25 protein-coding genes are annotated in these 23,089 nt (G+C 70.5%); 13 read left to right on the forward strand and 12 right to left on the reverse strand.

The window, feature by feature from the left end; genetic code table 11:
- Positions 1–283: 283 nt before the first annotated feature.
- From H0B56_RS02220 to H0B56_RS02245, 6 genes are read left to right on the forward strand one after another with little or no spacing between them, the layout of a single operon-like run.
- On the forward strand, positions 284–1,291 hold the full coding sequence (locus tag H0B56_RS02220; protein WP_180891227.1) for an extracellular solute-binding protein: 1,008 nt from the start codon (positions 284–286) through the stop codon (positions 1,289–1,291).
- The gene (locus tag H0B56_RS02225) at positions 1,288–2,958 is read left to right on the forward strand and encodes an ABC transporter permease subunit (protein WP_180891228.1); all 1,671 of its coding nucleotides are present in this window, start codon (positions 1,288–1,290) and stop codon (positions 2,956–2,958) included. The genes H0B56_RS02220 and H0B56_RS02225 overlap by 4 nt, the downstream gene beginning before the upstream one ends.
- A complete protein-coding gene (locus H0B56_RS02230) occupies positions 2,955–4,031 on the forward strand; it encodes an ATP-binding cassette domain-containing protein (protein ID WP_180891229.1) in 1,077 nt (358 codons plus the stop codon). The genes H0B56_RS02225 and H0B56_RS02230 overlap by 4 nt, the downstream gene beginning before the upstream one ends.
- 59 nt (positions 4,032–4,090) lie before the next feature.
- Complete coding sequence (locus H0B56_RS02235) at positions 4,091–4,432, forward strand: ArsR/SmtB family transcription factor (protein ID WP_180891230.1); 342 nt, start codon at positions 4,091–4,093, stop codon at positions 4,430–4,432.
- Entirely contained in the window at positions 4,429–5,544 is a 1,116-nt protein-coding gene (arsB, locus tag H0B56_RS02240; protein ID WP_180891231.1) for an ACR3 family arsenite efflux transporter, read from the forward strand. Before H0B56_RS02235 ends, arsB begins: the two co-directional genes overlap by 4 nt.
- Entirely contained in the window at positions 5,541–5,951 is a 411-nt protein-coding gene (locus H0B56_RS02245) for an arsenate reductase ArsC (RefSeq protein ID WP_180891232.1), read from the forward strand. The genes arsB and H0B56_RS02245 overlap by 4 nt, the downstream gene beginning before the upstream one ends.
- Before the next feature lie 81 nt (positions 5,952–6,032).
- Here the strand turns inward: H0B56_RS02245 and H0B56_RS02250 are convergent, their stop codons facing one another.
- Together H0B56_RS02250 and H0B56_RS02255 are read right to left on the reverse strand one after the other, a co-directional pair.
- Complete coding sequence (locus H0B56_RS02250; RefSeq protein WP_180891233.1) at positions 6,033–6,656, reverse strand: AMIN-like domain-containing (lipo)protein; 624 nt, start codon at positions 6,654–6,656, stop codon at positions 6,033–6,035.
- A gap of 147 nt (positions 6,657–6,803) precedes the next feature.
- The gene (locus H0B56_RS02255; RefSeq protein WP_180891234.1) at positions 6,804–7,214 is read right to left on the reverse strand and encodes a DUF4870 domain-containing protein; all 411 of its coding nucleotides are present in this window, start codon (positions 7,212–7,214) and stop codon (positions 6,804–6,806) included.
- A gap of 353 nt (positions 7,215–7,567) precedes the next feature.
- On the opposite strand from H0B56_RS02255, the gene H0B56_RS02260 reads away from it, so the two are divergent.
- A complete protein-coding gene (locus H0B56_RS02260) occupies positions 7,568–8,404 on the forward strand; it encodes a Rossmann-fold NAD(P)-binding domain-containing protein (RefSeq protein ID WP_180891235.1) in 837 nt (278 codons plus the stop codon).
- A gap of 22 nt (positions 8,405–8,426) precedes the next feature.
- Here H0B56_RS02260 and H0B56_RS02265 read toward each other — a convergent pair whose 3' ends face one another.
- The 4 genes from H0B56_RS02265 to H0B56_RS02280 all read right to left on the reverse strand — a co-directional run bounded on the left by H0B56_RS02265 (position 8,427) and on the right by H0B56_RS02280 (position 11,363).
- Positions 8,427–8,723 (reverse strand): hypothetical protein, encoded by a 297-nt coding sequence (locus H0B56_RS02265; RefSeq protein WP_343063717.1) that lies wholly within the window; start codon positions 8,721–8,723, stop codon positions 8,427–8,429.
- A gap of 104 nt (positions 8,724–8,827) precedes the next feature.
- Positions 8,828–10,171, reverse strand: coding sequence for a chloride channel protein (locus H0B56_RS02270; RefSeq protein WP_180891237.1), 1,344 nt, complete (start codon positions 10,169–10,171; stop codon positions 8,828–8,830).
- On the reverse strand, positions 10,168–11,058 hold the full coding sequence (locus H0B56_RS02275) for an NAD(P)-binding domain-containing protein (RefSeq protein WP_180891238.1): 891 nt from the start codon (positions 11,056–11,058) through the stop codon (positions 10,168–10,170). Before H0B56_RS02275 ends, H0B56_RS02270 begins: the two co-directional genes overlap by 4 nt.
- Before the next feature lie 47 nt (positions 11,059–11,105).
- Entirely contained in the window at positions 11,106–11,363 is a 258-nt protein-coding gene (locus tag H0B56_RS02280) for a hypothetical protein (protein WP_180891239.1), read from the reverse strand.
- 193 nt (positions 11,364–11,556) lie between these two features.
- On the opposite strand from H0B56_RS02280, the gene H0B56_RS02285 reads away from it, so the two are divergent.
- The 5 genes from H0B56_RS02285 to H0B56_RS02305 all read left to right on the forward strand — a co-directional run bounded on the left by H0B56_RS02285 (position 11,557) and on the right by H0B56_RS02305 (position 18,342).
- Entirely contained in the window at positions 11,557–13,230 is a 1,674-nt protein-coding gene (locus H0B56_RS02285) for a CocE/NonD family hydrolase (RefSeq protein ID WP_180891240.1), read from the forward strand.
- A 227-nt stretch (positions 13,231–13,457) separates the two neighbouring features.
- Positions 13,458–14,732, forward strand: coding sequence for an ATP-grasp domain-containing protein (locus H0B56_RS02290; protein WP_180891241.1), 1,275 nt, complete (start codon positions 13,458–13,460; stop codon positions 14,730–14,732).
- A gap of 32 nt (positions 14,733–14,764) precedes the next feature.
- Complete coding sequence (locus H0B56_RS02295) at positions 14,765–16,789, forward strand: CocE/NonD family hydrolase (RefSeq protein ID WP_180891242.1); 2,025 nt, start codon at positions 14,765–14,767, stop codon at positions 16,787–16,789.
- Positions 16,790–16,897: 108 nt separating this feature from the next.
- Positions 16,898–17,509, forward strand: coding sequence for a TetR/AcrR family transcriptional regulator (locus tag H0B56_RS02300; protein ID WP_180891243.1), 612 nt, complete (start codon positions 16,898–16,900; stop codon positions 17,507–17,509).
- A 2-nt stretch (positions 17,510–17,511) separates the two neighbouring features.
- Positions 17,512–18,342, forward strand: a complete 831-nt coding sequence (locus H0B56_RS02305) for an enoyl-CoA hydratase/isomerase family protein (protein WP_180891244.1) — start codon at positions 17,512–17,514, stop codon at positions 18,340–18,342.
- Positions 18,343–18,354: 12 nt separating this feature from the next.
- Here the strand turns inward: H0B56_RS02305 and H0B56_RS02310 are convergent, their stop codons facing one another.
- From H0B56_RS02310 to H0B56_RS02330, 5 genes are all read right to left on the reverse strand, one after another.
- A complete protein-coding gene (locus tag H0B56_RS02310; protein WP_180891245.1) occupies positions 18,355–18,528 on the reverse strand; it encodes a hypothetical protein in 174 nt (57 codons plus the stop codon).
- Positions 18,525–18,797 carry a hypothetical protein gene (locus tag H0B56_RS02315; RefSeq protein WP_180891246.1) on the reverse strand — a complete coding sequence of 91 codons (273 nt, stop codon included), beginning with the start codon at positions 18,795–18,797 and terminating at the stop codon, positions 18,525–18,527. Before H0B56_RS02315 ends, H0B56_RS02310 begins: the two co-directional genes overlap by 4 nt.
- Positions 18,798–18,955: 158 nt before the next feature.
- Positions 18,956–19,495, reverse strand: coding sequence for a COG4315 family predicted lipoprotein (locus H0B56_RS02320; RefSeq protein WP_180891247.1), 540 nt, complete (start codon positions 19,493–19,495; stop codon positions 18,956–18,958).
- Positions 19,496–19,558: 63 nt separating this feature from the next.
- Positions 19,559–20,695 carry an acyl-CoA dehydrogenase family protein gene (locus H0B56_RS02325; protein WP_180891248.1) on the reverse strand — a complete coding sequence of 379 codons (1,137 nt, stop codon included), beginning with the start codon at positions 20,693–20,695 and terminating at the stop codon, positions 19,559–19,561.
- Positions 20,696–20,741: 46 nt separating this feature from the next.
- Entirely contained in the window at positions 20,742–21,569 is an 828-nt protein-coding gene (locus H0B56_RS02330) for an oxygenase MpaB family protein (RefSeq protein ID WP_180891249.1), read from the reverse strand.
- Between the two features lie 87 nt (positions 21,570–21,656).
- Here H0B56_RS02330 and H0B56_RS02335 point away from each other — a divergent pair, with 87 nt between their 5' ends.
- The gene (locus H0B56_RS02335) at positions 21,657–22,322 is read left to right on the forward strand and encodes a TetR/AcrR family transcriptional regulator (protein ID WP_180891250.1); all 666 of its coding nucleotides are present in this window, start codon (positions 21,657–21,659) and stop codon (positions 22,320–22,322) included.
- A gap of 30 nt (positions 22,323–22,352) precedes the next feature.
- Here the strand turns inward: H0B56_RS02335 and H0B56_RS02340 are convergent, their stop codons facing one another.
- Positions 22,353–23,021, reverse strand: a complete 669-nt coding sequence (locus tag H0B56_RS02340) for an ArsR/SmtB family transcription factor (RefSeq protein ID WP_180891251.1) — start codon at positions 23,019–23,021, stop codon at positions 22,353–22,355.
- Positions 23,022–23,089: the final 68 nt, after the last annotated feature.

Genomic DNA, 23,089 nt, shown 5'->3' on the forward strand with positions numbered 1-23,089 from the left:
GTCCTGAAACCCGGTCGAGACGCCGGTCACACCAGCGAATCACGCGATCATCTGGGTGTTAGCTTAGCCTAAGTTATCCACAGCGGAAGAGCTTGACAACCCACCGGCGTCCTAGCATTGTTAACCTGGATTGGTTAGGTAAGCCAACCCTGCCCTCCAGGCCGACAAGCGCCCTCATCGGCGCGAGCCGGGAACCGGGTCTCGATCCCGAAGTACGGAGGAATGTGACGTGTTCGGCTGGTCAGGTGTCGGTCGGTCGCACAGGGCGAGGGCAGCGAACCGCGTGACCCTGCTCGTCTCCATCGCCGCCTTCGTGGTCCCGCTGTCCGGTTGCGGTGCCGTCACGGCAGGTGAGTCGGACACGGTACGGGTCTACACGGGCAGGCACTACGACCTCGAGCAGGCATTCGAGGAGTTCTCCGAGAAGACCGGCGTCTCGGTCGAGTTCCTCTCCGGAAGCGACGCCGAGCTGCGCGAGCGGATCGCGGCCGAGGGTGAGGACACGCAGGCCGATGTCTACATGACCGTGGACGCGGGCAACCTCTGGAAGGCCGAGCAGGACGGGCTGCTCGCCCCGCTGGACTCGGCGCGGCTCGAGGACGGGGTGCCGCAGGGGCTGCGCGATCCGGAAGGGCACTGGTTCGGGCTGTCCATGCGGGCGCGTACGGTGATGTACAACCCGGACGAGGTCGACCCCGGCGAGTTCGCCGCAGAGGACACCTACGCGCAGCTGGCCGAGCCCGAGTGGCAGGGACGGCTGTGCATGCGCAACTCCACGAACTCCTACACCCAGTCGCTGGTGGCGAGCCTGATCGACAACCACGGCGAGGAGCGCGCCCGCGAGATCGTCGGCGGCTGGGTCGACAACGACGTCGAGATCATCAACAACGACGTGCGGATCCTGGAGAACGTGGACGCGGGGACCTGTGACGTCGCCATCACCAACCACTACTACCTCGCCCGGCTGCTCGCCGACGACGAGGACCTGTCGGTCCGCCCGTTCTGGGCGAACCAGGACGGGCGCGGTACGCACGTGAACATCTCCGGCGCCGGCGTGCTCGCCGAGGCCGACCATCCCGAGCTGGGCCGCGAGCTCATCGAGTGGCTGGCCACCACCGGCCAGAACAGCTTCGTGGACGGCAACCACGAGTACCCGGTGAACCCCGAGGTCGAGCCCGAGCCCGTCATCGCGGAGTTCGGCGAGTTCGACTACGAGCCGATCGAGGCGGAGGCGTACGGCAGCCTCAACTCCCGCGCGGTGCGGCTGATGAACGAGGTCGGTTACGAGTGAGCGTCCGGGCACCCGTCACCGCACCGGCCCGGCTGCGACGCGGCAGCCGGCACGGGTGGTTCGTGGCGGTGGTCTCGGTCGCCGTGCTCGCGGTGATACCGGTCGCACTGGTGGCCGCGAGCGCTCTCACCCCGACCCCCGAGGTGTGGGCGCAACTGTGGGCCGGGCCGTTGCCGGGGATGCTCGGTTCCACGCTGGCGTTGATGGCGGCCGTTGCCGCGGGCACGCTGGTGCTCGGGGCCGGGATGGCCTGGCTGGTGAGCGTCTACCGGTTCCCCGGAAGCGCCACGTTCGGCTGGCTGCTCGTGCTGCCGCTTGCCATGCCTGCCTACGTGCTGGGGTTCATCTTCCTTGCCCTGCTTGACGCGCCGGGGCCGGTCCAGTCGGGCCTGCGCGCGCTGCTGGGGCCCGAGGTGTGGTTCCCCGACGTGCGTTCGATCCCCGGTGCCGCCGTCGTGCTCTCGCTGAGCCTGTATCCCTACGTCTACCTGCTGGCGCGCTCGGCGATACGGGAGCAGGCGCCCGCGACGTTCGAGGCGGCCCGCACCCTGGGGGCGGGCCGGGTGCGTGCCGGGGTGCGGGTCGCTCTCCCGCTGGCGCGCCCCTCGCTGGCCGCCGGGCTCGCGCTGGTGTCGATGGAGACGCTGACGGACTTCGCGACCGTGTCCTACTTCAACGTCCAGACCGTGTCCGTCGGCATCTACCAGGTGTGGAAGGGGCAGTTCGACAGGGAGGCCGCGACCGAGCTGGCCAGCCTCGTGCTCGTGTTCGCCCTGCTCGTGATCGCGGGGGAGCGGTTGCTGCGCGGCAGGGCGCGCTACCACCAGAAGGGCGGCGCAGGGCACGGCCTGCGTCCGGTCCCGTTGAGCGGGGTGCGCGCCGTGGCCGCGACCGGGACCTGTGCGGCGGTGCTCACCGCGGCGTTCGGGCTCCCGGTCGCGCAGCTGCTCTGGTGGTTCGGGGCGGACGTGCTGTCCGGCACAGCCGGTCTCGCCGACCCGCGCTACGTCGGGTACCTGCTCAACAGCGTCACCGTCGCGGCGATCGTCGCGGTCAGCTGTGTCGCCATCGCGCTGGTCGTCACGCACGGAACGCGCACGGCAGGCGGGCGGCTGACGGCGGCTGCCGCGCAGCTGACCACCGTGGGCTACGCGATCCCCGGGGTGGTCGTGGCCATCGGTGTGCTGCTCACCTTCGCCTACCTGGACACCGGTCTCGAGGCGCTCGGCGTGCCGGGCGGCACCGGCCTTGTCGCCACCGGGTCGGTGGTGGGCATCATCTACGCCTACATCGTGCGGTTCCTCGCGCTCGGCTACCACACCGTCGATGCGAGCTTCGCCAAGGTGAACCCGGCCATGACGGCATCGGCGCTGTGCCTCGGCGCCGCACCGATGCGGGTCATGCGCCGGGTGCACCTGCCGCTCGTCCGCACCGGTATGGCCACAGCAGCGGTACTTGTGGCCATCGACGCGCTCAAGGAGCTGCCGATCGTGCTGCTGCTCCGCCCGTTCGGTTTCGACACCCTCTCGGTGTGGACCTACGAGCTGGCTTCGGAGAGCCGCTGGGAGAGCGCCGCGTTGCCCGCGCTGACGATCGTCGCCGTCGCTGCCATCCCGGTCCTGCTACTCGTTGGCCGACGTCCGCAAAGCTTGGAGGGAGCGCGGTGAACCCGAACCACGACTCGACCCTCGTGATCGAGAAGGTGCGCAAGAAGTTCGGCCGGGTACCGGCGGTCGACGAGCTGAGCCTCGAGGTCGGCGACGGCGAGGTACTCGCGCTGGTCGGGCCGTCCGGTTGCGGCAAGTCCACCCTGTTGCGCCTGGTCGCCGGGCTGGAGCAGCCGGACGGGGGCACCATTCACCTCGCGGGCGAGCGGATCGCGGGCGACGGCGTGTGGTGCCCGCCCGAGCGCCGCAACGTCGGGATGGTCTTCCAGGATCACGCGCTGTTCCCGCACCTGACCGTCGCGGGCAACATCGCTTTCGGGCTGAACGGCTGGTCCGGCAGGCGGCGCCGCGAGCGGGTCGAGGCGGGCCTCGAGATGATCGCCATGCACCGGATGGGCGAGCGGTACCCGCACGAGCTCTCCGGTGGTGAGCAGCAGCGGGTCGCCCTCGCGAGGGCGCTGGCGTCCGAACCGGACCTGGTGCTGCTCGACGAGCCGTTCTCCAACCTCGACAGGCACCTGCGGGCGCAGGTTCGCGCCGACACCGTCGCGATCCTGCGGAAGACGGGGACCACGGCGGTCTTCGTCACCCACGACCAGACCGAGGCCCTGGCGATCGGGGACCGGGTGGCCGTCATGCGGTCGGGGTGTGTCGAGCAGCTCGGCGATCCCGCGTCCGTGTTCCACGCCCCGGCCAACCGGTTCGTCGCCACGTTCATGGGTGAGGCGGACTTCCTGCCCGCGGAGCTGGTCTCCGGCGGGCTGGTCACCGAACTCGGGCCGGTGAGCGCGCCGCCCGACCTCGAAGCCACAGGTGAGCTGGAGGTGATGGTACGCCCGCACGAGGTCACCCTTACTCCCTCCGACGACGGCACAGCCCGCGTGGTCGACACCGAGTTCCAGGGCGGTTTCGTGCTGCACACCGTCACGCTCGCCTCCGGGCGCAGGTTGCGCTCACTGCAGCCGCACACGGCGTGCTACCCGATCGGGACGCGGCTGCGGGCGGTGCTCGCGCACGGGCACCCGCCCGCCGTCCTCAACGGGGATGAGTCGGGGACCAGCGCCACAGGTTAGCCGACTTGACTCGCTATTTAGATGTATGTCAACTTAGATGAGTGTCTAATAATGGAAGCATGGACGGGTCCTGTTACTCGCCGCTGGTGCGCGAACCGCTGGGCGAGGAGCGGGCGCGGCAGCTCGCGGGAACGCTCAAGGCTGTCGCCGAACCCGTCCGCTTGCGTCTGCTGTCGCTGATCGCATCCCGCGCCGACGGCGAGGCCTGCGTGTGTGAGCTGACCGGCGCGTTCGAGGTCTCCGACGCGACGATCTCGCACCACCTCAAGGTGCTGCGCGAGGCCGGGCTGATCGAGCGGGAGCGGCGCGGCACGTGGCTCTACTACCGGGTGCGCCCGGAGGCGCTGCGCACCATAGCCGGGGCGCTGATGCCGGCCGAGGACGGGGCGGTGCCCGCGTGAGCGGCGTAGCCACCGAGGAGCGCGCCGAGCACGCCGTCGCTTCCGAACTGTCCACGCTGGATCGGTACCTGCCGCTGTGGATCGGTGCGGCCATGCTGGCCGGGCTGCTCGCGGGCCGGTGGGTTCCGGGCATGGCGCCTGCGCTGGACGCTTTCCAGATCGACGGGATCTCCCTGCCGATCGCGCTGGGGCTGCTGGTGATGATGTACCCGGTGCTGGCCAAGGTGCGCTACGACCGGCTGGACACGGTCACCGGCGACAGGCGGCTGCTGGTGTCCTCGCTGGTGTTGAACTGGCTGGTGGGGCCAGCGGTGATGTTCGCGCTCGCCTGGATCTTCCTGGCGGACCTGCCGGAGTTCCGTACGGGGCTGATCATCGTCGGCCTCGCGCGGTGCATCGCGATGGTCATCGTGTGGAACGACCTCGCGCGGGGGGACCGGGAGGCGGCGGCCGTGCTGGTGGCGCTGAACTCGCTGTTCCAGGTCGTGGCCTTCGCCGCGCTGGGATGGTTCTACCTCTCCGTGCTGCCCGGGTGGCTCGGGCTGCCGCGGACCGGGATCGACGCCTCCACCGGTGACATCGCCTCCTCGGTGCTTGTCTTCCTGGGGATCCCGCTGGTGGCCGGGTACCTGACGCGGCGGTTCGGCGAACGCGCCAGGGGGCGGGCCTGGTACGAGCAGCGGTTCCTGCCCCGGATCGGGCCGCTGGGCCTGTACGGCCTGCTGTTCACGATCGTGCTGCTGTTCGCCATGCAGGGCGAGGCGATCACCAGCGCACCGCTGGACGTGGCGCGCATCGCCGCGCCCCTGCTCGGCTACTTCGCCCTGATGTGGGCAGGCTCGCTTGTGCTCGGCCGGTTGCTGCTGCTGCGTTACGAGCGTGCCGTGGCGCTGGCGTTCACCGCGGCGGGCAACAACTTCGAGCTGGCCATCGCGGTGTCCATCGCGACGTTCGGCATCACATCCGGCCAGGCCCTCGCGGGTGTGGTCGGCCCGCTGATCGAGGTGCCCGTGCTCGTCGGCCTTGTCTACGTCTCGCTGTGGGCGCGCAGGTACTTCCCGGCGGCACGGCACGCGCCCGGGACGGGCGCACGAGTGGAGGAGGCGCGTTGACCGGCACACCCGAGGTCCTGTTCGTCTGCGTGCACAACGCGGGCCGTTCCCAGATGGCCGCGGCGCTGCTCGAGCACCGCGCCCGTGGCCGGGTGACGGTCCGCTCGGCCGGGACCGCCCCGGCGGACGACATCAACCCCGTCGTCGTCGACGCCATGGCCGAGCTGGGGGTCGATCTCACGCGGGCATCGCCGAAGCGGCTCACGCCGGAGTCCGTGGAGACCGCCGACGTCGTGATCACCATGGGATGCGGCGACTCCTGCCCCGTCCACCCCGGCAAGCGCTACCTCGACTGGCAGCTCGACGACCCGGCAGGCCAGCCCATCGACGTGGTGCGTGGCATCCGCGACCGCATCGACAGGCACGTCACCGACCTGCTCGACGAGCTGACCACGGCAGGTGCCTGACGGCCGCCACCCGCTCGCAGGGGCGAGCCGAAGGGGCCCTTCGGTGCACCACAGGTACCGAAGGGCCCCTTCGGCTCGCGCTCACTCCTCGTCGAGGAGGAAGTCGATCACTACTCGTTGGGGGTCCTCCAGGCGCTGGACCGTGAACGGCACCTCGCCCTCCAGCCCGACGTGGAACAGGTGCCTGCCCTCGAACACGGTGTCGTCGACGACCTCGACGATGTGCCCGCCCTCGGGTCCCTCGAGGCGTTCCGGGCCGTCCCATGGCTCGACCCCCTCGGGCACCGACTCCTCGTCGGTGGGCATGGCGACGTTGCGGATCGAGGCCGCGAGCACGGCATCGCCTGCGACCTCGACCTTCTCGCCCTTCCCCTGGGTGCGCGGGTCGTCGGTGTAGGCCAGGTCCCACCCGGCCTCGCCGTCCCCGCCGATGTCGAACACGAGGCGGTCGAACCCGTCGTGGCTGCCCATCCGGACATCGGTGACCACGATCATGGGTCCGGCCCCGGCGGCCGCCTGCTGATCGGTCCCGGAGCCGAAGGTGAAGGGGGTGATGCCCTCCTCGCTGGAGGACGTTGCCTCGCTGGACGGTGTCGTCTCGTCGGGTGGTGATGCGGGTACGGCCTGCTCACGTTCGCCCTGTGCGCACGCACCGAGCAACAACGCGATCGTCGCCGACGCGGCGAGGGTGGATCTCAGGCGCAATCGGTATCCCTCCTGAGCGGTTCGTCCGCCCCTGCCGGTGGAGCGGAGCCTCGGTGGAGCACGGGCGCGCTGCCCGCGCTCCACCGTTATCGTAGGAGGTCACGCGCGTTCCAGCAGGTTGAGCGATCGTCGAGGGAGTGCGTGCCGTCAGCTCCTGGCCCAGCCCTCGGCGATGTCGCCGATCACAGGCAGCTTGAAGTGCTGCAGCTTGTAGCCCTTGACACACAGCACCACCCACAGCGCGAACACTGCCAGACCGAGCACCGTGTAGACGAAGCTGAACAGTGCCCAACCGAACGGTCCGGCCATCATCAGCGTCGAGATGATCCCGAGCGCGATGTAGAGCGCCAGGAGTGCGATCGAGAGGAGGATGGACTGGGCGGCGTGGAAGCGCACCTCGCGGTGCTTCTGGGTGAAGAACATGATCAGCCCGCCGATCCAGCCGAACAGCAGGTAGGACAGTAGGCCGCCGACCTGCGGGTCGAGGGTGCCCTCGGAGCCGTGCTGGCCGGGTTGTTCGTGTCGCGGTTCGTTGTCGAAGGACTTCTCGGTACTCATCGGAGCACTCCTCGGCGTTCGTCGGGCTGGGGCAGGGTGAGGTCGACGGTGCTGGAGGATCCCGCGTATGGTCGGCGCCCTTTCGCGGAGTGGCTCCGTGCCTGCAAGCCTGCCGGACCGGCGGTGCGCTCGGTAGAGTCCGACGGATCCGGCGGCAGGGGACGTTGGACCCTGGTGTCCCGCGAGGATGCCGTGTCGATGACGAACTCGCCGGACACGCGGAAGGCGCGTACGGCAGGGTGGCGGCGCTGGCATACGGTGTTCCGGGCGGCAGGGTGTGTGCCGGCGATGGGCGGCATCGCCGCGCCGGGCCCTGGAACGCGCCGCCGCGCGAGGCGAAAGGACCACCGACCATGAGCGTGCTGCTTGCCGGGTGTGGCGACCTCGGGACGGAAGCCGCCCTGCGGTTCGCCGCGACCGGTCGCCGGGTGGTCGCGCTGCGCCGTTCGGCCGAGCGCCTCCCGGCGGCCGTCGAAGGCCGGTCGGTGGACCTCGCGAGGCAGGTTCCCGAGGTTCCCGGGGACACCGACATCGTGGTGATCGTCGTGACGGCGGACCGGCGTACGGCGGACGGGTACCGGTCGACCTATGTGGATGGTCTCGCGAACACGCTGGCCGGGGTGGAGCGTGCGGGCGCGCGGCCTAGTCGCGTGCTGCTGGTGTCGTCGACCTCGGTCTACGGCACCGACGACGGGAGCTGGGTCGACGAGGACACGCTGGCGGAACCGGCGTCGGCGACCGGGTCGGTGCTCGTCGAGGCCGAACGGACGCTGCACGATCGGGTTCCCGGCTCCATCGTGCTGCGGCTGGCCGGTCTGTACGGGCCCGGTCGCGGCGCCTTGCTCGAGCGCGTGCGGGACGGTGTGCCCGTGTCCAACGCGGCGAGCTACACCAACCGGATACACCGGGACGACGCCGCGGCCGCGATCGTGCACCTGACGACCCGGGTGGACGAGCCGGCAGCCGTCTATCTCGGGGCCGATCACGCGCCGGTCACGCGGGGCGAGATCGTGCGTTTCCTGGCCGGGCAGCTGGACGTGCCGGCACCGGAGCTCGAGCGAGCAGGCTCGCCACGCGGCAAGCGCTTCCGTAATGACCGGCTCGTGGCAAGCGGGTTCACCTTCGAGTACCCGACCTACCGGGAGGGCTATCGCGCTGTGCTCGCCGGGCACGGCACGCCGCACCGCTGAGGCCGCGTCGCGGGTGCGGGTGTCACGCCGCGTCGCCGTCGCCTGTCGAGCCGGGGTCCGGCCTGCCGGCGAGCAGCGCGGAGCCGCGCGCGGTCAGGACCGCGGTGACACGCGATCCCGGCTCGCCCGACGTCGCGCTGGTGATCAGGCCGGCGTGCACGAGACGGTGTGCGCTTCGCTGGTCGGCGCAGTGCAGCCCGTCGACGAACAGGTCGGGTTCGGAGCTGCAGGTCAGCTCCACGCGACCGGCGCGGACGGCTGCCAGGATGGCCCGGTCGCGGTGGGTCGGTAGGTCTCCTGTTGGCTCGGTGGCTGTCACGGTCACCACTCCTCGATGTTGCGGCGGTGCTCTTCGCCGGTGACACGTGCGTGAGACGTGCCGCGCGCGTGAGCATGACGCGACGCGCGGTGATTCCGCCGCTTTCACCCGGTCGGTCGAGTCCCGTCCGGTCGAAGTCCCTGCCGGCGCAGGTCCAGGGTGAAGATCGTTTCCTTGCTGAGCGCGCGTCCGGTCAGCGTGGCGGCGAGGACCGCGGTACCGGCGGGCAGCAGGACCGCCGGGTCGCCTGCCAGCTCCGTGGCCAGGACGATCGCGGTCGCGGGGGCGCGTGCGGCGGCCGCGAGCGCGGCCCCCATCCCGATCAGGCCGTACAGCCAGGGCGAGGTGGTGAGCTGGGGCAGTGTCATGGCCGTGGCTTCGGCTACCGCGACCCCGCCTGCCGCGCCGATGAACAGCATCGGGCCGAACACCCCGCCGTACCCGCCGATGCCGAAGCTCAGGCTGGTCGCCAGGATCTTGCCGAGCAGCAGCACGGCCAGGAAACCGAGCGCGTAGCGGCCGTCGAGCACGGTGCCCATGACGAGGTCACCGACCCCGTACAGCTCCGGAACCGCGAGCAGCAGCGCGCCGAGCAGCAGGCCGCCCGCGGCGGGACGCAGCCACTGCGGCCACCGCCACACCCAGTCGCACGCGTCCTCGACCAGGTACAGCACCCGGACGAACAGCACTCCCGCCGCCCCGACGACGATCCCGACCAGCGCGAACAGCAGGTAGTCCACCGGGCCCTGCGAGACGGGCCCTGGCGGGCCGAACAGGGCGACATCCCCGCCGATGGCGCGCGCGACCGCGTTCGCGGTGACGCCCGCCAGTGCCGAGACAGCAAGGGCGACCACGCTGAACCGGCGCAGGACCAGCTCGAGGGCGAAGACCGGCGCGGCGATGGGCGCGCCGAGCACTCCGGCGAGGCCGCCGGCGGCACCTCCGGCGAGCAGCGGCCGGAGGTTGGACCACGGCTGCCGGGTGATCCTGCACAGGGCCGCGCCGAGCGCGCTACCGAGGTGTGCGACGGGGCCGACCGAGCCGACCGAGCCGCCACCGGCGATGCACAGCGTGGACGCGAACACCTTCACCGCCGTTTCCCGCACCGACATGGCGGAGGTCCGGGTGTCCACGGAGTGCATGACCTCGGAGATCCCCTGCCCGGAGACACCCCGGCCTGCCGAGTTCGGGGCGAGCAGGGGGATCAGCGGACCGTAGAGGAGACCGGCCAGTACGGGTACCGCGAGGAGGAACCAGGGGCCGAGCCCCGGCAACAGCGGGTGGGACGCGTGACCGGCGGTTCCGTAGTCGGCCTTCCCGGTCAGACCCGTGGTGAAGATGGTGGTCAGCCACAGGAACGCGGTGCCGGCCAGACCGGCGAGAGCGCCGATCAGCAGGGTGAGCGCCAAGAGGGTGCCTGCGCGCCGCGCGGCGGGTGCGAGGGTCACCGCTCGCCGCGACCGGAGAGCTCCTCGACGAGGGTGAGTAGCGCCGAGTGGTCCAGCGCCCCGTCACCTCGCGCGACCATGGCGCCCACCAGCTGCGCCACGGTCGCTCCCGCCGGGATGGCCGCGCCGACCTCGCGGGCCGCGTCCTGGGCGATGCCGAGATCCTTGTGGTGCAGTTCGAGGCGACCACCGGGGGTGAAGTCGCGCCGGAGCATCCCGTCGGCCTTGCGGTCCAGCACGGCGTTGCCCGCCAGCCCTCCGGAGAGCACCCGGACAGCGGCCGCGGTGTCCACCCCGTGCGCGTCGAGGAAGACGATCCCCTCCGCAACCGCCTGGAGCATCCCTGCCACGACGAGCTGGTTGGCCGCCTTGACCGTCTGCCCCGTTCCTGCCGGTCCGACGTGCACGACCGTCCGGCCCATCGCGTCGAGCACCGGCCTCGCCGCGCGAAAGTCGGCCTCCCTGCCACCCACCATGATTGACAAGCTCGCCTCGGCTGCGCCCTGGTCCCCGCCGCTGACCGGGGCGTCGAGCGCACCTACCTCCCGGTCGGCCGCCCGACCGAAGATGGTTCGCGCTGTCTCCGGAGCGACGGTGCTGCAGTCGATGTACAGCGTGCCGGGCCGCGCGTTGGCGAGGATCCCGTCCGTGCCGAGCGTGACCGCCTCAACAGCCTCGGCGTCGGGCAGCATCGTGACGACGACGTCGGCGATACCGGCTACCTCCGCGACCGAGGCCGCCGCGTGGCCGCCCCGGTCGGCGAGCCGCTGCCGCGCTGGCAGGCTCCGGTTGTATCCGACCACGTCGAAACCCGCCGCGAGCAGGTTCGCGGCCATGGGCCCGCCCATGATGCCGAGCCCGATGAATCCCACGGTCGTCGCGCTCACGCACGACACCTTACCCAACCGGCGCCTGTCGTTCGGCCGGCCGCGGCTCAGTCGGGCAGACCGGAATGCTCGTCCGCCAGCAGCCGGGCCAGCGCGTCCTGCTCGGTGCGGAGGATGCCCGCGTAGGAGGTCTCGCTCTCGGCGAGCAACCGCAGGGCGTCGATCCGTAGCCCGGCTTGCCGCTGGTGCCACTCGGACATGCGCATGCGGAACGCGGCCTGCTCCTGGTGGCCCCGTTCGCGTGCCTCGTAGGCGTTGTGGAACTCGAATCCTGCGTCTCGGTAGTGGTTCGCTGCGGTGGTCACGGCGGCTCCCGGGATCGATGACGGTGGTGTGCGGGCGGCATGTGATCGCCCTGCACCGGTGATTACCACCGTGCCCGGTGCCGCGCAATCGTGGCACCGGGCGCCGGGAATTCGGAACGTACCCGTGCCCCCGGAGACGCCGGGTCGTTAGGCACGGGAAAGGCTCGGTAGCGAGGAGCACGGGAGGCTTGCGTTGCGCCCACGCACAGCACTGCTCGTCGGCGCCATGTGCTCGGTGCTGGTCGCCGCGGCTACGCCGACCGCGGCGGAGACCGGTGCGGTGACCGGCGAGGTGACCGGTGACGGGCCGACGGTCACCCACGAGGTGGTCGACTCGTTCGACGGCGAGCCCATCTTCACCACGCTGTTCATGCCGGAGGGGGCGAGCACAGCCGACCCGGCGCCGCTGGTGATGCGCAGTCACGGGTGGTCCGGCCACGGCGAGCGTGACCTCGCGGAGGCCTCATCGACCACCCGGGCGCTGCTCGAGGCGGGATACGCGGTGTTGACCTGGGACGAGCGCGGGTTCGGGTACTCGGGCGGCGAGGTCAACGTGCTCAAGCCACGCAAGGAAGGCCGGGATGCGAGCGCGCTGATCGACTGGCTGGCCACCGACCCCGATGTCGCCGCGCGGCTGGCTTGCGAGAGCGGTCGCGGCGAGGACGGGACCTGCGCCGACCCGGTGATCGGGATGACCGGGGGCTCCTACGGTGGCGGGATCCAGCTGGTGACCGCCGCCGTCGACGGCGAGTACTCGTCCACAACCGACGGCGGCGAGCCGCGGGTGGACGCGCTTGCCCCGGAGATCACCTGGAACGACCTGCGTTACTCGCTGTTCGGTAACCGGGTGCTCAACTTCGGCTGGGGCGAGTTGCTCTACGCGGTCGGGGTGCCGACGGCTCGTGGTGCGGGGCTCGACCCCCGCAATCCGGCAGGACCCCGGTCCGGTGGGCTGCACCCGCGGATCCACCAGGCGCAGGCGGAGGGCGCGGCCACCAACCAGATGTCCGGCGAGTCCGTGGACTTCTTCGGTCGCAGTAGCATCGCCCGCTACGGCGCGGAGAACCCGGTCGCCGTGCCGTCGCTGTTCATGCAGGGCAGTGTGGACACCCTGTTCGACCTCACCGAGGCGGCCCGCAACTTCGACCACGTACGTGACCGGGCACCTGCGAGACTGGTGGCCTTCTGCGGCGGGCACGTTTCCTGCCCGGACAGCTATGCCGACGCGGACGACCGCGCGTTCCTCGACGAGGCCATTCTGGACTGGTTCGCCAAGTACCTGAAGGGGAAGGACACCGACACGGGGCCGCCGGTGGCCTACCGCACCAATGAGGGAGTGTGGCGGTCGGCATCGGACTTCACCCCCGACGACGCCCGGTTGGTGACCGCGGAAGGGGACGGGTCCGTGGTGAGCAGCCCGGTACCGACCACTGCCGACCCCGGGTCGGGCCCGGCCGATGCGGCCATCACCGCCCAGCCGAGCGGGCCCGGTGACCCGCACGCCTTCTCCGTCGAGGTGACGAGCGCGGACGACGGGTCCGCGGAGCTGGTCGGGATCCCGCGCGCCCGGCTGGAGGTCTCCGGCGAGGGGCAGGCGATGCACCTGATGCTCAAGCTCGTCGACAGGGAGGCCGGTGAGGTCGTCAACCTCCAGGAGACTCCCGTGCGGGTCACCGACCTCGCCGGTGAGCCGCAGCGGTTCGACATCCCGATGTCGGGCATCGCCTACACCCTCCCGGAAGGGCACCACCTGGACCTGCAGGTATCGACGACCAGCGTCATGCACGCCCCCGCGAGGACCCCGGCGACCGGCGAGGTGTCCGTGGAGGTGGACGTGCCGGAGCGCCGCGCGGGCAGGGTGCGCTAACCCGCGTGTCTGGCGTTCCGGCACCACGTGTTGGGCGTCGCGGCCTTCCGTAGTGGGCTCAACGACCGGGTGCGCCGTGGCGGGCCCCGGGTCCCGCGTACGGGTGGCGGCGCGTTCGAGTCCTGTCCCTCCTGGCATGTGGTGCGAGAATGGTCCGGCATATGGAAGGGGCTCCGCCCTGCGTCGCCGGGTGGAGCCCCGCGCCGATCGCGCCGGGAGCGCCGCCGATGTCGAAGAACGTTTTCGTGCTGGGTATGGATGAGCACAACCGCGCGGTGCTGGAGGCGATGCCGGACGCCGCCGAGTGCACGTTCCACCCGCTGCTGACCTTCGACGAGATCTACGGCGAGGAGATCGACTTCAACGCGGTGCTCGCGGCCGCGCAGCGGCAGCTGGATGCCTTCTCCGGCCCCATCGACGCGATCATCGGGTTCTGGGACTTCCCGGTGAGCACGATGCTCCCACTGCTGCGCAGGCGCTACGGCCTGCCGACGGCGAGTATCGAGCAGGTGCTGATGTGCGAGCACAAGTACTGGAGCCGGTTGGTGCAGCAGCGCGTGATCGAGGAGTACCCGGCGTTCGCGGTGATCGACCCGGACAACGACGGGGAGCCGCCGGAGGAGCTGCGCTACCCGATGTGGATCAAGCCGGTGAAGTCGTTCGCGTCGGTGCTGGCCATCGGTGTCGCCGATCAGGATGCCTACCGCGAGGCGATCGAGACCATCCTCGCGAGGATGGACTGGGTCGCCACACCGTTCGAGGCCCTGCTCGAGCACGTCGAGCTGCCCGCCGACGTCGCGGCGGCCGGTGCGCGGGCGTGCCTTGTCGAGGAGGCGATCGTCGGCAGGCAGGTGACCGTGGAGGGTTACCGGTACCGGGGCGAGGTCGTCATCTACGGGGTCGTCGACTCGATCTCCTACGACAACAGCCCGAGCTTCCTGCGCTACCAGTACCCTTCCTCGCTCCCGGAGGAGGTCATCGCGCGACTGGAGGACATCTCGCGACGGCTGGTCACCGAGATCGGGCTGGAGCGGATGACGTTCAACATCGAGTACTTCTGGGACCCCGGTACGGACGCCATCTCGCTGTTGGAGATCAACTCCCGGCACTCGCAGTCCCACGCGGAGCTGTTCGCCGATGTGGACGGGATGGCCAACCACGCGGCCATGCTGCGCCTGGCTCTCGACCGCGACCCGCGGTTCCCCCGGCGCGAGGGGCGCTACGACGTCGCGGCGAAGTGGTTCGTGCGCCGGTTCTCCGACGGGATCGTGCGCCGCGTCCCGACCCACGAGGAGATCGAGGCGATCCAGCACATCGTGCCGGGCACCACCATCGAGCTGGCGGTGCACGAGGGTGAACGCCTGTCCGAGCTGCACCGCCAGGACAACTACTCCTACCAGCTCGCCAATGTGTACATCGGTGCCTCCAACGAGGCGGAGCTGACCGAGCGGTTCGACCAGGTCGTCGCCGCGCTGCCCATCGAGATCGACGACGTAGACTAGCGAGTACCCGGAGTCGCGAGGAGCTGTGCGTCATGTTGACGGTGCCCACGTTTCCCTATGCCGTCCGGGAAGAGGAGCACATCTGGATCCCGATGGCCGACGGCACACGACTGGCCGCACGGATCTGGCGGCCGGTGCATTCCGATCTCGAACCCGTTCCGGGGATCGTGGAGATCATCCCCTACCGGCAGCGTGATCTGACCTCCCGCAGGGACTCGATCCACCACCCCTACATCGCCGGGCACGGGTACGCCTGCATGCGCGTGGACCTGCGGGGCAGCGGGGATTCCGAGGGTGTGCTCACCGACGAGTACCTGGAGGAGGAGCTCTCGGACGCCGAGGACGTGCTGGCCTGGCTTGCCAAGCAGCCGTGGTGCACCGGGCGGATGGGGATGATGGGGATCTCCTGGGGTGGGTTCAATGCGTTGCAGGTCGCCGCACGCAGGCCGCAGGGTCTGGACGCGATCGTGACGGTCAGTTCCACCGACGACCGCTACACCGACGACGTGCACTACATGGGCGGCTGCCTGCTGTCGGACAACCTGTCCTGGGCCTCGACGATGTTCGCCTACAACTCCTGCCCGCCGGACCCGGCTGTGGTCGGGGAGCGCTGGCGGGACCTGTGGCTGCAGCGCCTGAAACGCAGCGGGCTGTGGCTCGAGGAGTGGTTGCTGCACCAGCGCAGGGACGAGTACTGGCGGCACGGCTCGATCTGTGAGGACTACTCGGCCGTGCAGTGCGCGGTGCTCGCGGTCAGCGGCTGGGCCGACGGGTACACCAACGCGGTGTTCCGCATGCTGGAGAACCTCTCGGCGCCGTGCAAGGGTCTGGTCGGCCCGTGGGGGCACAAGTACCCGCACCTGGGTGAGCCCGGTCCGGCGATCGGCTTCCTCCAGGAGATGGTGCGCTGGTGGGACCACTGGCTCAAGGACGTCGACAACGACGTGATGAACGAGCGGACGCTGTGGATATGGATGCAGGAGACCGTGCCGCCGTTCACCGCGTACGAGGAGCGGCCCGGTCGCTGGGTCGGCGAGCCGAGCTGGCCGTCCCCGAACATCCGGCAGATCGCCTACCCGCTGCAGCGGCACCGCATCGGGCACCCCGGCGAGCCGACCGAGTCCGAGGAACTCACGGTCGAGTCGCCGCTGTCGGTCGGCCAGTACGCCGGCAAGTGGTGCTCCTACAACGCGCCGCCGGACCTGCCCTACGACCAGCGCGAGGAGGACGGCGGCTCGCTGGTGTTCGACACGGAGGACCTGACCGAGCGGTGCGAGATCCTCGGCTCACCTGCCGTGGAGCTGGACTTCGCCGTGACGAGACCGGTGGCCATGGTGGCGGTGCGGCTGTCCGACGTCGCGCCGGACGGCCAGGCGACCCGGATCAGCTACGGGCTGCTCAACCTGACGCACCGTACCGGCCACGACACGCCGGAGCCGCTGGTTCCCGGCAGGCGCTACCGCGTGACCGTGCACCTCAACGCGATGGCACAGGCCTTGCCGCCCGGCCACCGGCTACGGGTGGCGATCTCGACGTCCTACTGGCCGCTGGCCTGGCCCCCTCCCGAGCCGGTGCGGCTGTCGATGTTCACCGGAACCAGCAGGCTCATCCTGCCGATCCGGCCCGCAGCGGAGTCCGGGGAGGAGCCGGAGGAGCCGTTCGGGCCGCCCGAGGGCGCGGAGCCGATCCCTGTGACCCAGATCGAGGCCGGTGACGAGCGCTGGACGGTCTCGCGGGACCTCGTGGAGTACCGCTCGGCGCTGGAGGTGGTCAAGGATCTCGGTGCGGTGCGCTTCGACGACATCGACCTCACCGTCACCCGCCGTGCCTACGAGCGCTACTCCTGGGTGGGTAACGATGTCGGCTCGGTCAGCGGCGAGACCGAGTGGCGGATCGGGTTCAAGCGGGGGGACTGGGAGATCTCCACCTACACCCGCACCGTGTTGACCTCGACGGCCGACGAGTTCCACCTGCGCGCCGAGCTCGACGCCTACGAGGGGGAGAAGCGCGTCGTCTCGTACAACTGGGACGACTCGGTGCCGCGCGACCTGGTCTGAGGTCCCGCTGCCGAACCGGTTTCCGGGCGCGTGGCCTGCCTGGCGACGCGGGCGGGCGAAACCGGGTTCCCGCTTGACACCGGACTAGAATAGTATTCTAGTCGTGAGATGGGTGCAGGCATGTCGGTCGCCGGTGGGGAACCGGAGCGCAGGCGCGCGATCCTGGACGCGGCGCTCGCGTGCTTCACGGTGAAGGGATTCTCCGCGACCACGGTCGACGACATCCGCATCCGGTCCGGGGCGAGCGTCGGGTCGATCTACCACCACTTCGGCGGTAAGGAACGGATCGCTGCTGCGCTCTACATCGCGGGGATCCGGGACTACCAGGAGGGCATCCTCGCGGTGTTGCGCGAGCACCGGGACGCCAGGGCCGGGATCACCGCGCTGGTCGGTCACCACCTGCGCTGGATCGCCGAGCACCCGGATCTGGCGCGTTTCCTGCTGCGGCGCCGCGAGACCGAGGTCGCGCTGGCCAGTGACGGTGAGCTGCGCGAGATGAACCGGGCGCTGTTCGAGGCCATCGCGGACTGGCTGCGACCGCACGTGGCGGCGGGCCGGGTCCGCTCGTTGCCGACCGACCTGTACAGCGCGCTGCTGATCGGGCCGAGCCAGGAGTTCGCGCGGCACTGGTTGGAAGGGCGTACCAAGAGCACGATCGAGCAAGCCGAACGCAGCCTGGCCGAGGCGGCCTGGGCCGCGGTGTCCGTGGAAGGAGCGTGACGATGGCGACGTCGTACCCGGAAGCCCTGGAGCAAGCCAGGCAGAGCACGCGGGAGTACGTGCGGGTCGAGCGGCACGGAGCCCGCGCGGTGGTGCGGATGGACGATCCGGACCGGCTCAACGCGCTCAGCGCACCGCTGACGGTGCAGCTGCACGACGCGCTTCGCGAGCTCGCGGCCGACCAGCAGCTGCGGTGCATCGTGCTCACCGGTACCGACCCCGCGTTCTCTGCCGGTGGGGACCTGAACCTGATGACCGACACCGCGCATCCCATGGTCGACGAGGGCGCGGGCGGAGCGACGTCGGTGTGGCGGTGGATCAGGGGCCAGTTCGGCGGCATCGCGCGCCTGCTCGCCGGTACGGACAAGACGGTCGTCGCCGCCGTCAACGGCACGGCGGCAGGCGTCGGGCTGGCGTTCGCGCTGTCCTGTGACCTGATCATCGTCTCGGAGCGGGCTCGTATCGTCCCGGCGTTCGGCCGGATCGGCCTGGTGCCGGAGGTGGGCACCAGCTGGTTGCTCACCCGCAGGCTCGGCTATCAGCGGACGTTCGAGCTGTTCGCCTCCGGCCGGGAACTGGACGGGGCGGAGGCGGCCGAGCTCGGGCTGGTCAACTCGGCGGTCCCGCACGAGGAGCTGCTGGCCACCGCGGACGGATGGTGCGATCGGGTGGAGGCGCTGCCCGAGCACGTCCCGGCGATGATGAAGCCGATGCTGCGGGCCGCCGCGGACATGAGCTGGGAGCAGGCGATGGCGATGGAGGAGTTCGCCGAGCCCATGTGCTTCACCACGAGCCCGCACCGGGGTGCGGTCTCCGCCTTGCTTGGCAGGTGAGCGACCGGCGCGTCACCGCTCGCGGTGCCGCGCGGGCAGCGGGGCGTCACACTGCGGCCGCCACGTGCCGAGGTGCAGCCATTGCCTGCCCCACGGGTAGCTGACAAGCACCGTGGGCCGGACGCAGCGGGGGCAGGGTTGCGGGGTGGAGTCGATGGCCATGCCGTGTTCGTCCCTCCGGCTCAAGCGGCCGTCGTGAGCGGGGCCAGCGCTGCCGCGCCTGCCTTGCTGAGCAACACCCGGCGATCGAACGGGCCGAGCCGGACCTCGATCGTGATCAGGCCGCGGTCGGCGAGCTGGTCGAGCACCGGTTCGTCCCAGGGCGGGACCTGGCCTGCCTCGCTCCCGTCGGGGCCCTGCCACCGGTAGCCTGCGGGCCCACCCCACGAGCCGAGGTGGAACAGCAGCTCGTCGTCGGCCGCGTACCGGAGCAGTCGGAGTTCGTGGTCGGTCATAGCGCACCTCACAGCTTTATGACATATCCCACCGTCTCCCGTGATTCGCGGCCGGGCATCGCGTGGATTGCGGAGATGCCTACCTATTCCCGGTACGTACGTATCGCCTACGGGCTCGTTGGCTGCCCGGGGCCGTTCCCGCCCCGCGCGGGCCGGCTCTAAACCGGTGCGGCTTCGCCGCCGGGGGTGACCACCAGCCACAGGCCGCCGTACTCGTCCACGTTGTGGCACTTCACCTCGCCGGGGTCCTCGTCGGCGTAGAAGTACAGCGGGCTGCCCGCGTAGGTGACCTGGACGCTGCCGTCGGCGCGCTCGGTCGTGCCGAGCAGGTCCTCCTGCGCTTCCCCGCCTGCCAGGGGAGCCCCGTCGGTGAGTACGGGCGGCCACGCGGCGGCGCACGCGTCGTAGCATTCCGGCTCGCTGCTGGTCTCCCTGTCGAACAGGTAGATGGCCTGCCCGCGGTCATCGAAGAGCATCTCGCCGAACTCGCTGCCGTCCGTCGTCACCAGGGTGCCGGTAGCGGCGTCGGGTGTCGCGGTCGTGGCGGGAGGGGCTCCGCCGGTTGCCGGGCCGGTTGCCGGGCCGGTTGCCGGGCCCGCCCCGGTCGTGCCGTCGGGCTCCGCGCCGGGCTCGCCGTCGGTGCCGCAGCCGGACAGGGTCAGCGCGAGCACCGTCGCCAGTACGGCAACGCGGCGCATCGGGTACCTCCTCACCGCCCCGCGCGGGGCGCCGCGCTCCAGCGTAGCGCCCCGCGCCGGGGTTCACAGCCCGAAGGTCTTCCCGATGATGTCCCGCTGGATCTCGCTGGTCCCGCCATACACAGTGGACACTACTGTGGAGCGGAGCAGCGCCTCCATGCCGTACTCGGTCGCGTAGCCGTAGCCACCCATCATCTGCATGCCGTCCAGAGCCATCTGCTTGGCGAACTCGGTCGCCTTGAGCTTGGCCATGGACGCCTCGCGGGGCAGCATCCGGCCGGGGTTGGCGTCGATCGTGGCGGCCACGTCGTGCACGAGCAGCCGGGTGCACTCCAGCTCGGTGGCGTGGTCGGCGATGCGGTGCCGCAGCGCCTGGAAACTGCCGACGGGCTGGCCGAACTGCTCGCGCTCGCGGACATAGGAAACGGTGTCGTCGAACGCGCGCCGTGCCGTGCCGAGCATCAGCCCCGCCAGGATCATGCGTTCCAGGTTCAGCCCGGCCATGAGCTGCTTCCAGCCCTGCCCCTCGGTGCCGACGACCGCGTCGGCCGGGAGCGTGCAGTCGGTGAGGAAGAGGTCGTTGACCTCCTTGCCACCCATGGTCTCGATCCCGCGGATCTCCAGGCCCTCCGTGTCGGTGGGTACCGAGAACATGGTCAGGCCCGCGTGCCGGTCCTGCTGCGCGTCGGTGCGGGCGACGAGCAGGATGTTGTCGGCGATGTGCGCGTTGGAGCACCAGGTCTTCTGCCCGTTGATCACCCACTGGTCGCCGCGCCGCTCGGCCTTGCACGTCACCCCCGCGACGTCGGATCCGGCCTCGGGCTCGGACATCGAGATCCCCAGTACCGAGCCGCCGACGACGGCCGGCAGTAGCTGCTTCTTCTGCTCCTCGGAGCCGAACTTCTCGTAGGCGGACGCGGCGATGATCGTGGTGGCGAAGCCGCTGATCGGTGCTCGCCAGTAGGACGTCTCCTCCAGGAAGATCAGCAGGTCAACCATGCCCTGCCCCGCCCCGCCGTACTCCTCGGCCACCGCGACACCCAGCCAGCCGAGTTCGGCCATCTTGCGGTACAGCTCCACGCTGTGCGGGTGCTCGCCGTTGCCGGTCAGCTCGTCCCGCTGCTCCTTGCTGCCCGCCTCGCGCTTGCAGAACTCGCCGATCGCCGCGGCGAAGTCGCGCTGCTCGTCAGTCGGTCGCACGATGGGTGCTCCTCTCCTCGAAGGGTGGTTCCGGTGCCCGGATTCGTCAGACCAGCCTGCGGCCGGTGCGGATCCGGCGGCGCAGGTCGGCGAGGCACAGGTTGTACGGGAACTGCCGCAGCGGGCGGGGGAGGCGCTTGACCACCGTCGCGATCACCGACATGAGGCGGTCGAAGCGCCGCTGCTGGCGTGGGGTCCAGGTCAGCCCCATCTCCTCGCGGAAGTGGTGCGGGAGGAACCCGGTGGTCACGAACCGGTGGAACGGCGCGAGGGGAACCCGCACGGCGCGCGGCAGGAACCGCAACATGACCAGGTCGTGCAGGTAGTCGCGCACCGTGTCGTCGATGGAGACCTGCTCGAGACCCCGCTGCCAGTACTCGGCGAACGCGGCGCGGTCGGCAGGCCACATCTCGGCCGGTACCTGCAGGGTCGTGCCGAGTGCCGCGGCGCGGGCGTAGATCTCGTCCTTGCTGTCCTCGTCGGGCTCGTCGAGGAGCGCGGCGCAGGTGTCCTCCACACCCTTGTACAGGCAGGCCGCCACCCAGAGCTGCAGTTCCGGGTCGAAGGCGTTGTAGGACACCGGGCTGGACTCGCCGGAGCGCACGGCCGCGTGCGAGCCGTTCACGGCACGGCGGTAGTGCGCCCGCTCGGTGTCGGTACCGAGCGTGGCGACCGCGAGGTAGGTCAGCGTGGTGCGGGTGCGCTTGACGGGGTGCCGGAACACCTGCCCGCTCTCCACGGTGCTCTCCACCACGCCGTAGCCGACACCGGGCCTGCCGAGCTGCATGATCACGTTCGCCGTTCCGGCCAGCAGGCTCGCACCGACGATGATGTCGTCCATCTCCGTCGAGCGAGCTTGGCTCGTATGTGTCATCGGGACCCCCGGACTCCGGAGAAATCTGAATACGGTTGTTATCAAATATGAGACGCCTCTACGGCCGGATCTGTCAAGATGGAACGCATGGGAAGCTCATCGCTCCGCGTGTACGGGGGAGTGGCCGGTAACGACCGCAAGGCCGAGCGTCGTGCGCAACTCATCGAAGCGGGCCTGGAACTGCTCGGAACCGGGGACGGTGAGCAGGGCGTGACGGTCCGGGGGGTGTGCAAGCGCTCCGGGCTAACCGCGCGCTACTTCTACGAGAGCTTCGCCGACCGGGACGAGCTCGCCGTGGCCGTGTTCGACCACGTGGTCTCCGGTATCGCGACAGCCACCCTGGAAGCGGTGGACTCCGCCCCCGCGGGCACCCGCGCGAAGGTGCGAGCGGGCCTGGCGACCATCGTGCGCACCGTCGCGGAGGATCCGCGCCGGGGGCGGTTGCTGTTCTCGCCCGCGCTGAGCTCGACGGTGCTCGCGCACCGCCGCGTCGAGTCGACCCGCATGTTCGCGCGCCTGCTCGGGGGGCAGGTGCGCGAGCACTACGGTATCGGCGGGTCCACCGCGCTCGACCTGATGACCGAGTTCCTGGTGGGTGGTCTGGCGCAGGCGTTGACGTCCTGGCTCAACGGCGTACTCGACCTCAGCGAGGAGGGGCTCGTGGAGCATTGCCTCGAGATGTTCCTCGCGGTGCAGGGCGGGCGGTTGGAGCCGGGCGACGGGGCAGCCGGGCTACAGGCCGGGACCGGCTGACGTTCGCGGGGACGGCCGGGGAGCGCAGGCTTACCTCCGCGTGGGGATGATCGGCCTGCGCTCCAGCAGCCATTCGACGACGCCGCCGTCCAGGCGCCGGGCCGCCTTGCCCTTGCTGCGCAGCAGCCGCACCGCCGCGTACGGCCGCGCGCAGTAGCTGCTGCGACCGTAGACGACGATCTCGACATCGTCCGGGAGGGCACTGATGTTGTCGGTGAGCCGGTCGAACGGCAGGCACAGCGCCCCGTCGATATGGCCGGCGTCGAACTCGTCCTCGCCGCGCACATCGACAACCACGATCGGGCCGGTGCGCAGGATGTCGGCGAGCTCGTCGCGCCCGAGCGGAGTCTCCTCGTCGTCGCCGAGGAGCTCGCGTGCGGCGCGTTCGGTGGCGGCCAGCTGGCTGTCCGCGACCTGCCGCACGGCCGCGAACGCGTCCAGTACCTCCGCACCGGCCAGCCGGTAGTACACCCGGTTGCCGACCTTGCGGTTGGTGACCAGCCCGCTCTGGTGCATGGTCTGCAGGTGAGCCGAGGCCGTCGTGGTCTTCAGCGCCGCGGCTTGCGCGAGCGCCTCCACTGTCCGCTCGCCTTGCGCGAGGACGTCGATCAGTTCGAGCCGCTTGGAGCTGGCAAGCGCCTTGCCGACCCGAGCGAACTGCTGGTAGATCGACTCCCGTGCGGCAGAAGCCTCAACCATATCGATACTTTCTCATGGAGTACTGGAATTCCCGACCGTTCAGGCCTCCGCTTCGCCCAACCGGGGGA

This window comes from Haloechinothrix aidingensis (genome assembly GCF_013450155.1).
Taxonomy (GTDB): Bacteria; Actinomycetota; Actinomycetes; order Mycobacteriales; family Pseudonocardiaceae; genus Haloechinothrix; species Haloechinothrix aidingensis.